The following is a 15,031-nucleotide window of genomic DNA, read 5'->3' on the forward strand; positions in this document are numbered from 1 at the left end:
CAATGATAAGATAGGTCGTTCAGAGCAGAGCAGCTGGTTAAATGGCGGCAGCGGACCCCTTTCCGGGTTCTTTAACACGGAACTGCGCTAAAAAGAGCTGGAAAACGCCGGGTTATCCAAGGCGGATGCGGCGCAGTACGTGAAGGAAGAACAGCGTAACCTGTTGTTGCTGGAGACCGCGACGGGAATTATTGGGGCAAAAGCCAGTGATAAAATGCAGGCGAAACCATCATCTGTACCGTTAATAAAAGGTTCGACTGTTAACAAAGGCAGTAGCTCTGAACAACATACTAATGAGCATAAAGTTATTGTTGTAGATAAAACAAAATATCCAGAATCAGCGAAGCATATTGAAGATGCTCAGAAAGCAGGGCATCCTAATGTGTTGACGATTGATCGTGGGGGCGCTGCTCAGAGGAGAAGAGAATCCTTGAAAAATACTCCTCCGGTGAAAGGTGCAGATCGTGATGAATATCCTCCTGCTATGTTTAAAGAAGGTGGCTCAGACGCTTTGGTTCGACCAATTACCCCTTCTGATAATAGAGGGGCTGGATCATGTATTGGTCAACAATGTCGCGGATTACCTAATGGTGCGACTGTAATTATAAAGACAGAAAAGACAGAAAAGACAGACAAATCAGGCAAAATAGAAACGGAGAAATAGAAAAATGTGGCCTTTAACTGACAAATTACTCTCAATTTGTAGTCATGATATTTCTTCGGTTAGATCAGAAAAATATATTGCTTCTAATTATGGAAAATCATTGGTAGATGAATTGAGCTGTTTATTGACTAAAAAAAATGGATTTTATGGCTTTGAGTCTGCATTACGCGTTTTTCCATATGAAACGATAGGTGAAGAGATCGGCTTAATTGAATGGAACAACAATAGGTTATGGATTAACTCGTACGAAGATATGGCTAAGGATGCTCTTTTCTTTGCAGAAGATATCTTTGGAAATCAGTTTTGTTTAAAAGATGATTGTATTCATACATTCGATCCTGAAACGGGATTATTTGATAAATTAGCCGAGAGTATAAATGAATGGAGTGGGATTATCTTGGAAGATTATGAAGTCTTAACTGGATATTCTTTGGCTCATAATTGGCAAAACATTTACGGCCATATTCAATCTGGCTATCGTTTAGTCCCTAAAATTCCCTTTGTTTTAGGCGGAGAATATGAATTGGAAAATCTTTACTTAGCTCGAACAGGCGAATCAATGAGAGCCAGAGCTGATTTGGCTCTACAAATACGAAATATTCCCGATGGGGCAAGCATTAAAATGGACATAAAAGATTAAAAATCAGTTAGTAAAAAGATCCCAGTCCAAGCGCTGGGATCTTTTTTGAGTCGTCAACTGTTCTCAACAAGCCGGATAATCAACTGCCCCCGTTCAACGGTGATGTTCACTGCCTGTCCGGTGGTAAACCCAGCTTCTTCCAGCCAGTTGCCTTTAAGATGCAGGCTGGGATACTGGCTGTAATAGCGGGTCATACCGGTGCTGCGGTCTTCGTGGCGGGTGCTGGCATACCCCACCTTATAGCTGCGCCGGGCTTTTGAAATCTTCCAATCTGCATTACAATCGCGGTTAGCCATAGTAACTACTCCAATAGTTGCTTACGGTTAGCGGCGGTTCCGTGCTCCAACACGGGATCGCCGCACATGTTTTATGTCTTACTTCTCGGTGCCCGCTCTGCTGTTGTTACGGGCAAAACGGTTGGCATCGTGTTTTAAAATCAATGACTCCAGTAACACCCTTGCCACTTCTTTCTCTTCCGGCGTGAACTGGCTGATAGCCTCAAACTGCAAACGCAGTTCTTCATCCGGGTTGCGCTCATTCTCGTCAAAAACCAGCGTATCTGCACTGACAGAAAGTGCACGGGAGAGCTTGCGGATAATCTCCAGTGTCGGTTGTACTTCGTCAGCTTCATAACGCCGGATCATTGTCACGTGACAACCGACTTTCTCCGCCAGTGCGGCCTGAGTAAGCTTGCGGTCTTTACGCAGGGTTACCAGACGTTTAGTACGCCAGGCAAGCTGGCGATAGAACAGAGGGTGAAAGTCCCTCCCGGGTAAGAGCCAGCCACTCGCCCGGTCCTTTAGCTATGCGCGACTGTAGGTAACTCCTGTCGTGAAGTGTTAGCGAAGGCACTCACAGGCCAGGTATTGAGCCACGAAATCGGTAAATCGGAGGTGGTGACGCAGTTAAGCGAGGCGGAAACCTATAATGGTCAGGTTGTATTGGCGAAACCTGATCATACCTCCCGGGGTCGGAGACCCTGTGCATGTGAGGAAGTTCGTCGTGCGGAACCTGGGAGATCCTGAACGGTTTCCCATCGTGAGCAGTTGGGACGATAAGGTCTAAGTGTCAAAGCAAAAGCCTTAGGGAGTTCAGGAAGTCGGACGGGAGTATAGTACCGGAGAAATCAGTGAACAAAACAGAAAACAATGTGGCGGAATTGATGGAGGGAAGGCTCCCGACCAAGGGGAACAGCCAACAGTGCGCCCGTATCCGGACACAGAGCCGGGGAAATACGACGTTACGCCTGCTGGCTGTGCGAAAAGCAGCAAAGAGGGATAGGAAACAACAGTTTACTCACCTTTTCCATCACATCAGTGAAGAACTTTTATGTCAGAGTTTTCAGCAACTTAAACGTCAGTCTGCCCCGGGTCGCGATGGTATCACATGGGAAAACTATGCGGAAAATCTGCAAAATAACCTCCATGCGCTCCACGGCAAACTTCATCGGGGGCAATACAGGCCGCAGCCGGCAAGGCGGGTGATGATCCTGAAAGAAGACGGGACAGAAAGGCCATTGAGTATCCTGTGTCTGGAGGACAAAATCGTGCAGCAAGCGGCTGTCACGGTCTTAAATCAAATCTACGAGACCGATTTTCTCAGCTTCTCGTATGGGTTCAGACCGGGCAGAGGGCAGCACGATGCTCTGGACGCGCTGAATGTGGCCGTTATGGAGAGGAAAGTCAATTGGGTGCTGGATCTGGACATCAGTCGGTTCTTCGATACCGTGGAACATGACTGGCTCATCCGGTTTATTCAGCACAGGATAAGGGACGGTCGGATGGTGCGATTAATCAGGCAGTGGGTTACGGTGGGGATAGTTGATGAACACGGTCACCGACAGAAGTCGCATTGTGGCACGCCGCAAGGAGAGGTAGTGATGATCCGATATGCCGATGATGCGGTTCTGGGCTTCCAGAAACATCAGGATGCACGGGCGTGCCAATCCCTGCTACAACGACGTCTGATGCAGTTTGGGCTGAAGGTACACCCAGCGAAAACCCGGCTGGTACGATTTGGCCGCTTTGCGTTAAAGCAATATGAGGAGCGACCGAAGAGGGGCAAGCCGGGGACGTTCGATTTTCTGGGATTTACGCATTATATAGGACGATTACACACGGGCAAGGATGCGGTGATGCGCAAAACCCAACGAAAACGGCGCCAAACACAACTGAAGCGAATAAAACAGGGGCTGCGGCAACGGCTGCACAACCGCCCGGAAGAAACGGGCCGGTGGCAGAAACGAGTGGTAGAAGGGCACATCAATTACTATGGCGTCCCCTTCAACAGTAGAGCATTGTGTCAATTTGTGGAAGAAGTGAAGCGGATGTGGCTGAAGTCACTGAGACGGCGAAGCCAGCGGCACAAAATGACGTGGGCCCGTTACAGTCAGCTGGTGAATAAATGGATACCGCCCCCCCGAATTGTACATCCTTATCCTTTGCAGCGCTTTTACGCCAAACACCCGAGGTAGGAGCCGGATGCGTTAGTAGCGCACGTCCGGATCTGTGCGGGGGGTAGCCGGTAACGGCTATTCCTACCGCGACCGTTGCTTCTTTGTTGGATTCACTCCCTTGCCGCCGCGATGCATCTTGAAATCCATTGGGTATATTCGAGTTAAAAGAATATTTATAAAGTAATGATTAAAATTAAACTATTTTGCAAGCAATATTCAATAAGATTAGGTGAGTTTTTTGCAACCCATATTTGTTCAAAAAATATGACAGTCAAAATTGCCCTAGCCTTGTGAATTGCTTACAAAAATTAGAAAATTTAAATCACGCGTACATTAAGGTCTGAATCCTGTATTTTACTGGGTTCAGACTATTTAATTGTTATATACCCGTTATCTTTCAAGTTGCCTCTTTGTTGGCTGCACTCGCTCACCCCGGTCACATCGTTATCTATGCTCCCGGGGATTCACTCCCTTGCCGTCGCGATGCATCTTGAAATCCATAGGGTATAAATTAGGATTGAGAGAATCTATTGATTTAGCAATAAGCTTTTTTCCACATTTTTGGCAGATATAATGACTCTCTCCTCGCAGAATTTTATTATGGCGTCGCAGGGTTAGTTCATGTTGCTGGCAACTACAGTAATAAGTAAAAGTTTGACTGCGTACTGAGTCGATTTTAAATTTGTGTGTACGGTTAGCTGGAATGTTTAGTACTTCTTCCATCATCCAACGCCACTGTTTCCCATGTGGAGGTACTTTCCCAAAGTAGCGATAAACCAATAGATGAGCTAATTCGTGAGGCACAACTTCATCAATAAAAGCTTGTTGGTTTTCAATCAGTAACACGGGATTCAGGCGGATTTCCCAATTTTTTATATAGGCACTGCCTGCGGTAGTTCCCCGCTGGCGGTAGTTTATTGTAGGTTCAGGAAAGTCACGGTTGAGATATAAGTTTGCCTGTAGAAGTTTTTGCCGCAAAGTATTCATAACGGCTTGTTGTAGAGAAATTGGAACGCTAGCTGATTTCATGTGTTGAAAATAAATAAATGAGGATTAGTGAATTTTATTAGAAATCCTTGAACAACCGATAATAATATTTTTAAGGATTATTCTATCGTCAGCTAATGCTAAAAAAAGCCTGGTTTAGTTATCTAAACCGGGCTTTTATATTTTTACATATTCATCGCCGATAGTTTCAGACCCGCAGCATCACGCAGTGCTTCTGCTTTATCAGTGGCTTCCCACGGGAACTGTGGACGACCAAAATGACCATAAGCGGCAGTGTCACGATAGATTGGGTGTAGTAGATCCAGCATCTGAATCAAACCGTGAGGGCGTAAGTCAAAGAATTCACGTACCAGCAGCGTTAGAGTTGCTGTTGAAACTTTTTCAGTACCGAATGTTTCCACCATGATAGACGTGGGTTCTGCAACGCCGATAGCGTAAGAAACTTGAATTTCACAACGATCAGCCAGGCCAGCAGCAACAATATTTTTTGCTACATAGCGTGCCGCATAAGCCGCTGAACGGTCGACCTTGGATGGATCTTTACCGGAGAATGCTCCACCACCATGACGTGCCATACCACCGTAAGTATCTACGATAATTTTACGGCCAGTCAGACCACAGTCCCCCATTGGGCCACCAATAACAAAACGACCTGTTGGGTTAATGAAATATTTGGTTGTTGGATTTAACCATTCAGCAGGCAGAACCGGCTTGATGATCTCTTCCATAACGGCTTCTTGCAGATCTTTCTGACTAATATTTTCAGCATGCTGTGTGGAAAGTACAACCGCGTCAACGCCGACAATTTTGTCGTTATTGTATTGGAAAGTGACTTGGCTTTTTGCATCGGGGCGTAACCACGGTAGTACACCATTTTTCCGAACTTCAGCTTGACGCTGAACCAAACGGTGCGCATAGGTGATAGGCGCAGGCATGAGTACGTCAGTTTCGTTGGTTGCATAACCAAACATTAGCCCTTGGTCGCCAGCGCCTTGTTGCAGGGGATCTTCACGGTCAACACCTTGGTTAATATCCGGTGACTGTTTACCAATGGCACTTAATACTGCACATGAGTTTGCATCAAAACCCATTTCAGAATTAACATAACCAATCTCTCGAACTGTTTGTCGCGTAATTTCTTCAATATCAACCCAAGCGCTGGTAGTAATTTCACCACCAACCATAACCATGCCAGTTTTAACGTAGGTTTCACAGGCAACTCGTGCTTTTGGATCTTGTTCCAGAATAGCATCAAGAACGGCATCAGATATTTGGTCTGCAATTTTATCAGGATGCCCTTCGGAAACAGATTCGGAAGTGAAAAGGTATGTGGTCATTATATAACGTTACCTTAAAATATAATTTCAGTTTGGAAATGGATGGATTAACATCTAGATGGCTATTTTAGGATAGTTCTTATCCGGGTGCTAGATTTTTTTAGTTCAGCGAGTAATTTTCATCTGGTGAATGAATAATTTCTTGGTTTATATGCCAGTTTTGTGCAATTTCATTTTGCAATTTTGTGTGATTGCGAGTATAAACAGCGGCCGTAGTTGAATGATTTGTGCTACAGTCTCGCAGAAAGCTAAATAGCTTCTGTTTCTCAATCGAGAAAATGGCTCCTTAAATATGAGTCATGTGTGGGGGTGAATGGGGTAATGAACCATTATCTGCTGATTGCTAATGGCCAACAGCCACACTTGTCGTCGGATATATCCGCGTCTTTTTCCTTTCTTTTCAATATGTCTTTAATTCGATGTTATCTGTTGTCTGCAAACAGGCCGGATATGTCGGACAGACGTATTGTCACTCGGTAATTTTGTCATTGTTTAGTAGTAACTAAACGCTTTTTACAACCTGAGAGCATGCTGTTCCCTGATATTTCTCAACGCGCGAGATTATAGCGTTTTGGGTTATTTATTAATTACAGGCGAAGGCGAAAAACTCTAACTCCCTTAAGGAGACTGCCATGAATGATAATATCGCTCGTAAAATGCAACAGACTTACAATATTGCATATTGGGGAGGGAGTTACTACTACGTCAATGATCTTGGCAATGTTAGTGTGTGTCCAAATCCTGATTTGCCGGGGGCAAGAATTGATCTTGCGGAATTGGTGAAAAGAGTTCAGCAGGAGCAAAAAAATTTGCGTTTACCGGCGCTGTTTTGTTTCCCTCAAATCCTGCAACATCGTTTGCGTTCAATTAATGCGGCATTTAAACGTGCTAGAGAGTCATATGGCTATAAAGGCGATTACTTTTTAGTTTATCCCATTAAAGTTAACCAACAACGCCGCGTTATTGAATCACTGGCCAGTTCCGGCGAACCTTTAGGGCTTGAGGCTGGTTCCAAAGCAGAGCTAATGGCGGTGTTAGCGCATGCGGGTATGACTCGTACCGTTATCGTGTGTAATGGATATAAAGATCGTGAATATATTCGTTTGGCGCTAATAGGTGAAAAGTTAGGTCACAAGGTTTATTTGGTGATCGAAAAAATGTCTGAGATTGCCCAGGTATTGGAAGAAGCTGAACGATTAAATGTGATCCCTCGTTTGGGAGTCCGTGCACGTTTGGCATCTCAGGGATCAGGTAAATGGCAGGCCAGTGGCGGTGAAAAATCGAAGTTTGGGCTGGCGGCAACTCAGGTATTGCAATTGGTTGAGACTTTGCGCACAGTGGATCGACTTGATAGTCTGCAATTGTTGCATTTTCATCTTGGCTCACAGTTGGCGAATATCCGTGATATCGCAACAGGTGTCCGTGAGTCAGCGCGTTTTTATGTCGAGTTACATAAACTCGGGGTAAATATTCAATGTTTTGATGTTGGTGGTGGATTAGGTGTTGATTATGAAGGGACCCGTTCTCAATCTGATTGTTCCGTGAACTATGGGTTGAATGAATATGCCAACAATGTCATTTGGGGTATTGGTGATGCTTGTGATGAGCATGGTTTACCCCATCCGACAGTTATTACCGAATCCGGTCGCGCTCTGACCGCTCATCATACCGTCTTGGTCTCCAATGTTATCGGGGTTGAGCGTAATGAATTTACGCAGACGACGCCACCGGCAGAGGATGCTTCCCGCCCACTCGCCAGTTTGTGGGAAACATGGCAGGAGATGCATTCAGAAGGAAATAGACGCTCTTTACGTGAATCTCTGCATGATGGTCAGCTTGATCTGCATGATGTTCATACACAATATGCTCATGGCATGTTGGATTTGACAGAACGAGCGTGGGCGGAAGAGTTATATCTGAATATCTGTCGCCGTATTCAACAGGATCTTGATCCAAGCAACCGTGCTCACCGGCCAATTATTGATGAGCTGCAAGAGCGTATGGCAGACAAATTCTATGTGAATTTCTCACTGTTTCAGTCTATGCCTGATGCATGGGGTATCGACCAGTTGTTTCCTGTGTTACCTATTGAGGGACTGGATAAACCGTTGGATCGCCGTGCGGTATTGTTAGATATCACCTGTGACTCCGATGGTATTATTGATCATTATGTGGATGGTGATGGTGTAGCCGCGACAATGCCGATGCCCGCTTATGATCCTGATTGTCCGCCAATGATTGGTTTCTTTATGGTGGGAGCATATCAGGAAATTCTTGGCAATATGCATAACCTGTTTGGCGATACAGCGGCCATTGATGTTTATGTATTCGATAATGGCGAAGTGACCTATAACCAAAGTGAAGAGGGGGATTCAGTCGCCGATATGCTGCAATATGTGAAACTGGACCCTAACGTACTGATGGCTCGCTTCCGTGATCAAGTAAAGGGCACGGATTTGGATACAGGTTTGCAAGAGCAATTTTTACTGGAATTTGAAAGTGGTCTTTATGGCTACACATATCTGGAAGATGAATAATCTTCTGGTGTTAATTAAGCCTCCTGTATACAGATAATGTTATTTATATAAATCAGATACGGAATGCAGAAAATGGGGTTATCTCAGAAATACCCCATTTCGTCGTGACATGAGTATTCTGGTATTAAATGACTTTGTTCTGTCAGGAAACTTTTGAGGATATATCTCATGACAATAAGTACCTTGGGCAACCAACAAGATGACTCTTTGGTTTCTAATGCCTTCGGTTTCCTGCGCTTTCCGTTGAATTTTCAGCCATATTCTAGCGATGCAGAGTGGGTAATTACCGGGGTGCCATTTGATATGGCAACATCAGGCCGTGCAGGTAGCCGCCACGGGCCTGCGGCTATTCGTCAGGTTTCTACTAACTTGGCATGGGAAAGCCGCCGTTGGCCGTGGGATTTTAAATTACGCAATTGTCTTAACGTTGTGGATTGTGGTGATTTAGTCTTCAACTTTGGCGATGCTCAGGATATGAGTGATAAGTTACAAGCTCATGCTGAAAAAGTGCTGGCTTCCGGTAAGCGTATGCTCTCTTTTGGTGGGGACCACTTTATTACTTTGCCTTTGCTGCGCGCTCATGCCAAACATTTCGGCAAAATGGCTCTGGTTCATTTTGATGCTCATGCTGATACTTATCCAAATGGCAGTCAATTTGATCACGGTACCATGTTCTATCATGCGCCAAATGAAGGGTTGATTGACCCGCATCATTCAGTACAAATTGGTATTCGTACTGAACATGGACGGGATAATGGTTTTACGGTGCTGGATGCTGATCAGGTTAATGATCGTAGTGTGGATGATGTGCTTGCTCAGATAAAAGAGAAGGTTGGTGATATGCCGGTTTACCTGACTTTCGATATCGATTGTCTTGATCCGGCTTTTGCGCCAGGTACGGGGACACCCGTCATTGGTGGTTTGACAACCGATCGGGCACTGAAATTACTGCGTGGTTTGCAACCGCTAAATATTGTCGGTATGGATGTGGTGGAAGTTGCTCCAGCTTATGATCAGTCTGAAATTACGGCTCTGGCAGGTGCGACTATTGCGCTGGAGATGCTTTATTTACAGGCGGCTAAGAAGCGCTAAGTAGTACATAGTTTTAATATAGTCTTAGGGGATAGTGAAATAAACTCGTACTGAGTTGTGGCGCTATCCCCTTGAAACTCGGCAATTATTTGGATTGGTGTAACCTTTAATATGCTTTTCTGGTACCTTTTATTATGCTTCACTTGCTACCTTCAAATATGAACTGAACTTCCCTATCTGTATTAAAAAAATCCTCTCCTATGGTAATAAGATCTTCGAATCCTCCAGGAATTCTATCTGGTTGGGTTATTGGTACAAGTTGGACATAAAGTTTGTCAGCTAGTTGGCTTAAGTTACTTTTAGCTTCATGCATATTTGCTTGGATAGTCATAATAAAGCCTTCATACTTGGCTAGGTTAGTTGAGTACAATAAAAAATGCTGAAATAACCGGCAATTTTTTTGCTGCATAGAATTGAGATGCCGCAGTTCTGAACTGGGCATCTATGGTGTACTTTTTAAATCAAAGAATGATATTTTTTAGCGTTATTTAGCACTGTTTCTAATTTCTTTTCTTTTTCCCACGCATGAGATTCAGTGTTTCTACTGCCATTGAGAAGAACATAGCGAAATAGATGTAACCTTTAGGTATATGCACTTGTACGCTTTCCAGAATAAGGGTAAAGCCCACAAGGATTAAGAACGACAGCGCCAGCATTTTGACGGAGGGGTGACGATCAACGAATTCGCCGATAGGACGAGCGGCTAGCATCATAACACCGACCGCTATGATAACGGCTGCCATCATAATGAATAGATGATCGGACAGACCAACAGCGGTAATGACTGAATCCAGGCTGAAAATAATGTCCAGCAACATAATCTGGATGATGGCTCCCAAGAAAGAGTGAACAGGACGTTTTAGCTCTCCTTCATTGTCACCTTCGATAGCTTCGTGGATTTCTTTGCTGGCTTTCCAGATTAGGAACAGACCGCCAAAGAATAGGATTAAGTCACGGGCAGAAATGTCATGTTCAAAAACTGTCAATATCGGGTAGGTTAGCCGAATAACCCAGGCAATAGATGCTAACAGCGCTAAGCGCATTAGCATTGCCCCCATTAGTCCGATCTTACGTGCTCTATTTTGTTGATGGTTAGGGAGTTTTGCCACAACAAGTGACAAAAAGATAATGTTATCAATCCCTAAAACGATTTCTAGAATTGTCAGGGTGGCAAGCGCCATCCAAGCGTGGGGATCAGCAATCCATTCTAACATTGCTTATTAAAACCTTAAGGTAAAAATCTAATTATACGCGCGATTAGGTGCAAGGTAAGTATGCCAATGTAAAAATCAGTCAGAGCTAAAACGTTAAATCAAAAAATGACGGGCCAATAGAGGGGCGGTGAAATTTTTCCTCAGATAGAACCCACGAGGCAGAGTCATAATAGGTTGGCCGTGTATTCCAATTGCTTCGGTTAATGCTTTGCTGTTAGCCGCTTTTGGGCGTAACTGTAATACTTCGCCATGACGGGCGGTAATGCTCTCTACTTTGCCAAGCACGATGAAATCCATCAATTCTTCCCAGTCACGACGCAGTAACTCTTCCTCTTGTTGATTGGGACTCCACAATAAAGGGGAACCAACTCGACGTTTGGCTAAAGGAATTTCCCGTTCGCCTTCAACAGGTATCCACAGCACTCGCGATAATTTGCGTCTGACATGACAACTTTCCCAGGTAATACCACTGTTCCCTGTTAATGGTGCAACGCAGACAAATGTTGTCTCCAGTGGATAACCTCTTCTGTCCACGGGGATGGTTTTAAGCTCAATACCGATATGTTCGAAATCTTGCTCCGGCTTACTGCCGGCACTTGCACCGAGGTAATATTCTAGCAACATGCCCACCCAGCCTTTATCTCGTTTCAGATTGGGCGGGATAGGTAAATTTGCTTTTGCCGCGAGTTCTCCCATTGATAAGCCAGCCAGAAGGTGGGCGCATTCAAGCAATTGTTGCTCGTTGTCTGGTGGTGGAGGAGGGGAAAAAAGAGTGCTCATTTGGGATATCCGTTTTTTAGGTCAAAAAACAGCCTTAGTTTCTGTGAATAATAAATCTGAGGTTCATACAATAGCTAACAAGTGATAATAGCATGATATACAAACATTTTTTATTGTTGTTTCAAAAGTTGTAAAATTGACTGCCGTTCTTGTTCACCTATTGCTGGTAATAATGAACAGGATCTTACACCATGTTATCCACAGTTTTATGGGATAAGTAGACAAAAATGAGATCACTGGTTTGATTTACAGGTTTGACTAACACTTTTTTCTACAAAAAACGCTGTTTTTTGCTTAACTAAAAAGCATAACCTGTGGATAACATGATGTTTGGTTGTTTTTTGTTCTCATCAACTAACGTTGTCCATTATAGCCGTGACTGACGTTAGAAATAACGAGGTAAATAGCTGCTATTTCAATGAAAAATAAATACTATTTCATTTTTTGTCTATAAATTGATAATTCATAATATAAAGCTATACCTGAATTACCCCTGCCTTTTTCACATAGATATCCACAGAAAAAGTGAATAAAAGCGAGTTTGTACACCTGTGTATGTTCATAACTCTGGCCTTTTCTGTGAATTACCCTTCAGATGGGTTGAACCAGGCAGATTTGAAATCAAACCAACCAAAGGTGTTCATTTTGACTCCCCTCATACTTCTCTGTCCCTGTAACTCAAGCCAGTGGTGGAACAGTGGATGCAGCCAATGTTCATCAATTATTTTTTCACACCACTCTTCAAGCGATAACGCTTGTTGTCGCCATTGTGATACTTCTTTACTTAAATCATTACCAAGGCACTTTTTCAATAATGGCATCTCGTACAGCGTAGCGAACAGCGAAAACTCCAGAGGGTTATAAAAGTTGGCGGTAGCAAGCCAGAGGTCACTTTCGGTGTTGCCATTGAACCATGTGTCATAATCCACGATGTTGATTTTCAATTCGACGCCGCATTTGGCCAGTATGGCTTGCAGGATCTGGCTGATTGTGTGGTATTCATGATGTTGATGACAAAGCGTGACGGTCAGATGGGTAATATCCTCTGGTTTGTTCAATTCGGATATCAGTTTACTGTGATGCCAGCGTAGTAATAAACCATAAGCGGGTGACCAATGGCGTTGATAAAAGGGGTCACAGTGCGCTAGTAGATTTATCGGTGTTAGCAGGCTGCATAGCCATTGGCGAACCTCTTCTCTCTTACATTTAGTTGAACGGTGGTCGTGTAGTAGAAAATAACAGCCCTCTTCTATCCTGCTATCTAACGAGTTATTACCTGTGCTGTCACTTTCCAGATGCAGAGTTGTACAAACCAGTTTCTCGGCGAGTTCCGGTAGGAACCATATATTCACCTGATCAATCAGCGCCCGAAAGCCAAAGTAATTATCAAAGGCCCGAATTTGTAGTTTCTGAGCGCTGTTTTTTATGACCTGGTAAGGGCCGGTTCCCACTGGCATACGAGAGAAGTTCGGTAACTTTTGCCATTCTTGAGGCAAGATCATGGCATGTGGGCTGCCGATTAATAAAGGGAGCCAGAGATCGGGTTCTGAAAGAAAAATATCAATCACATAGGGTGTGGGCGTGGTGACTTTTTCAAGATGAGAAAAAAGAGGCAGGTTGCGTAATCTTTGTAGCGAAGCGATGACATCCGCCATCTGTAATTCTCTGCCGTGGTGAAAATGGATGGCCGGCCGTAGATAAAATCGCCAATGATTTGAGGATAATTGTTGCCAATGATGAGCTAAGTCAGCTTCTGGTTCCCCATTTTCCTCATTTATGCGAGTTAAGCTATTAAATATCTGCCTGACCAGATGAATTTCAGAACGGCGTAACGGTGAACCGGGTAGAAGATTAGGAAAGGGGCGATAATAGAGTATCCGCAGTAAGTTTTTTCCCTGACGGAAACGGCGTTCAATCTGGGATAGTACCATGTGACGGACTGTATCTTTATCACCAACCAGTTGGACCAACTTCTCAACGTTATGTTGCTCAAGTAACTCTTCAGCCCGTTGTTGTTGAAGTTCCCAGCCATCGCGTAAGAAATTCAGTTGAGAACGTTTTCCTCGACCGGACTCTGCCTGCCACTGTAACCAGCCTGCTTTCTGCATATTGTTGAGCAGTGAACGGATATGACGTTTTGAACAATGCAGTACATTTGCCAGCTCTTGTAACGTTGTTTCAGCCTCTTTTCCTTGATGGTGTTGCCATAATCGAATGAATTGTTGTTGTAAGCGTGAACTGGGCATAAAAGAGGAACTCCAGAGTATTTTTCATCAATTTTTATTTCCTTATATTGAGACGATAATTATCCATATTGAAAGTAGCTCAATAGGCCAGACGAAATCTGGCTTCTCCCCCAATTTTCTTGAGTAATGGTGATTTGCCAGCCAGTAAGAAAACTTACTGGCTTTTTTTCTTATTATACATTATGTACTCCTCGCTTCTTTTTTACAGGTTAGCTTAAAACGAGTAATAATCTGGCATTGGTGGCGATTTGTCCAGCTACTATCGCTATTTTATCTGTAAATTTCTTTTAAATGTGATGTGGCGTGATTAAATATTAGTTAAGACATTGTATGTGGCTGAAAAGTGACTGCCTGTATGAGTATAGACGTGGTGGGATTGTTCTTGCCTTTGCGTCGATAGAAAAATCCCGTAGTAGAAAACTACGGGATGAATCAATAAAGGAAAAATTAACGCAGAAAAACCGGTTGTTCCTGCTCGTAGGTTGTTATGGCGTCCAGATGTTGTAATGTCAGGCCGATACTGTCCAGACCATTCATCATACAGTGACGCCGGAAGCTATCGATTTCAAAAGCATAACTTTTATTGCCAGCGTGAACTTTCTGTTGTTCTAGATCGACAGTAAAACGGCAAGCTTTGTTTTGCTGAATCAACTCAAATAGTTCGTTGACATCTTTATCGTTCAGCTTAACTGGCAGTAATTGGTTGTTGAAAGCGTTACCGTAGAAAATATCCGCAAAACTTGGGGCGATAACCACTTTAAAACCATAATCCGTCAGTGCCCAAGGCGCATGTTCACGGGAGGAGCCGCAACCAAAGTTTTCACGAGCCAGAAGGATACTGGCACCCTGATAACAAGGCTGATTTAATACGAATTCAGGGTTAGGTTTTTGCCCTTCATCATCAAGAAAACGCCAGTCATGAAACAGATGTTGACCAAATCCTGTACGAGTGACTTTCTGCAAGAATTGTTTGGGAATAATGGCATCAGTATCGACGTTTGCTGCATCTAAAGGAGCAACCAAGCCGGTATGTTGAATAAACTTTTCCATCATTCTCT

At 43.9% G+C, this 15,031-nt stretch carries 15 protein-coding genes; 6 read left to right on the plus strand and 9 right to left on the minus strand.

Features of this window, described 5'->3' with window-relative positions; genetic code table 11:
* Window positions 1-139 precede the first annotated feature (139 nt).
* Together BA1DRAFT_RS06955 and BA1DRAFT_RS06960 are read left to right on the plus strand one after the other, a co-directional pair.
* Complete coding sequence (locus BA1DRAFT_RS06955) at window positions 140-664, plus strand: NucA/NucB deoxyribonuclease domain-containing protein (protein ID WP_200868765.1); 525 nt, start codon at window positions 140-142, stop codon at window positions 662-664.
* 4 nt (window positions 665-668) lie between these two features.
* Window positions 669-1,304 carry an SMI1/KNR4 family protein gene (locus tag BA1DRAFT_RS06960; RefSeq protein WP_036777432.1) on the plus strand — a complete coding sequence of 212 codons (636 nt, stop codon included), beginning with the start codon at window positions 669-671 and terminating at the stop codon, window positions 1,302-1,304.
* A gap of 53 nt (window positions 1,305-1,357) precedes the next feature.
* Here BA1DRAFT_RS06960 and BA1DRAFT_RS06965 read toward each other — a convergent pair whose 3' ends face one another.
* Entirely contained in the window at window positions 1,358-1,600 is a 243-nt protein-coding gene (locus BA1DRAFT_RS06965; protein WP_036777434.1) for a SymE family type I addiction module toxin, read from the minus strand.
* Between the two features lie 78 nt (window positions 1,601-1,678).
* Window positions 1,679-2,056 (minus strand): RstR family transcriptional repressor, encoded by a 378-nt coding sequence (locus tag BA1DRAFT_RS06970; protein ID WP_036777437.1) that lies wholly within the window; start codon window positions 2,054-2,056, stop codon window positions 1,679-1,681.
* A 114-nt stretch (window positions 2,057-2,170) separates the two neighbouring features.
* Between BA1DRAFT_RS06970 and BA1DRAFT_RS23485 the strand changes: the two genes are divergently transcribed.
* A complete protein-coding gene (locus BA1DRAFT_RS23485) occupies window positions 2,171-2,329 on the plus strand; it encodes a hypothetical protein (RefSeq protein WP_160169992.1) in 159 nt (52 codons plus the stop codon).
* A gap of 104 nt (window positions 2,330-2,433) precedes the next feature.
* A complete protein-coding gene (locus BA1DRAFT_RS06980) occupies window positions 2,434-3,777 on the plus strand; it encodes a reverse transcriptase domain-containing protein (protein ID WP_200868766.1) in 1,344 nt (447 codons plus the stop codon).
* Window positions 3,778-4,203: 426 nt separating this feature from the next.
* On the opposite strand, the gene BA1DRAFT_RS06985 is transcribed toward BA1DRAFT_RS06980, so the two are convergent.
* Together BA1DRAFT_RS06985 and metK are read right to left on the minus strand one after the other, a co-directional pair.
* Window positions 4,204-4,788: a SprT family zinc-dependent metalloprotease gene (locus BA1DRAFT_RS06985; protein ID WP_036777443.1), complete on the minus strand. Its 585-nt coding sequence runs from the start codon at window positions 4,786-4,788 to the stop codon at window positions 4,204-4,206.
* Window positions 4,789-4,931: 143 nt separating this feature from the next.
* A complete protein-coding gene (gene metK, locus BA1DRAFT_RS06990; RefSeq protein WP_011147846.1) occupies window positions 4,932-6,104 on the minus strand; it encodes a methionine adenosyltransferase in 1,173 nt (390 codons plus the stop codon).
* Window positions 6,105-6,736: 632 nt separating this feature from the next.
* Here metK and speA point away from each other — a divergent pair.
* Together speA and speB are read left to right on the plus strand one after the other, a co-directional pair.
* Entirely contained in the window at window positions 6,737-8,641 is a 1,905-nt protein-coding gene (gene speA, locus BA1DRAFT_RS06995) for a biosynthetic arginine decarboxylase (RefSeq protein WP_036777446.1), read from the plus strand.
* A gap of 168 nt (window positions 8,642-8,809) precedes the next feature.
* Window positions 8,810-9,733 carry an agmatinase gene (speB, locus tag BA1DRAFT_RS07000; protein ID WP_036777448.1) on the plus strand — a complete coding sequence of 308 codons (924 nt, stop codon included), beginning with the start codon at window positions 8,810-8,812 and terminating at the stop codon, window positions 9,731-9,733.
* Between the two features lie 139 nt (window positions 9,734-9,872).
* Here the strand turns inward: speB and BA1DRAFT_RS07005 are convergent, their stop codons facing one another.
* The 5 genes from BA1DRAFT_RS07005 to leuD all read right to left on the minus strand — a co-directional run bounded on the left by BA1DRAFT_RS07005 (window position 9,873) and on the right by leuD (window position 15,026).
* On the minus strand, window positions 9,873-10,064 hold the full coding sequence (locus tag BA1DRAFT_RS07005; protein WP_036777539.1) for a hypothetical protein: 192 nt from the start codon (window positions 10,062-10,064) through the stop codon (window positions 9,873-9,875).
* A 169-nt stretch (window positions 10,065-10,233) separates the two neighbouring features.
* On the minus strand, window positions 10,234-10,947 hold the full coding sequence (locus tag BA1DRAFT_RS07010; protein WP_036777450.1) for a TerC family protein: 714 nt from the start codon (window positions 10,945-10,947) through the stop codon (window positions 10,234-10,236).
* 93 nt (window positions 10,948-11,040) lie between these two features.
* Window positions 11,041-11,727, minus strand: coding sequence for a DNA mismatch repair endonuclease MutH (gene mutH / locus BA1DRAFT_RS07015; protein ID WP_036777452.1), 687 nt, complete (start codon window positions 11,725-11,727; stop codon window positions 11,041-11,043).
* 584 nt (window positions 11,728-12,311) lie between these two features.
* A complete protein-coding gene (gene sgrR, locus BA1DRAFT_RS07020) occupies window positions 12,312-13,973 on the minus strand; it encodes an HTH-type transcriptional regulator SgrR (RefSeq protein ID WP_036777455.1) in 1,662 nt (553 codons plus the stop codon).
* 447 nt (window positions 13,974-14,420) lie between these two features.
* Entirely contained in the window at window positions 14,421-15,026 is a 606-nt protein-coding gene (leuD, locus tag BA1DRAFT_RS07025) for a 3-isopropylmalate dehydratase small subunit (protein WP_072164775.1), read from the minus strand.
* Between the last annotated feature and the right edge of the window lie 5 nt (window positions 15,027-15,031).

The sequence above is a fragment of the Photorhabdus aegyptia genome, from assembly GCF_000612035.1.
Lineage (GTDB): Bacteria > Pseudomonadota > Gammaproteobacteria > Enterobacterales > Enterobacteriaceae > Photorhabdus > Photorhabdus akhurstii.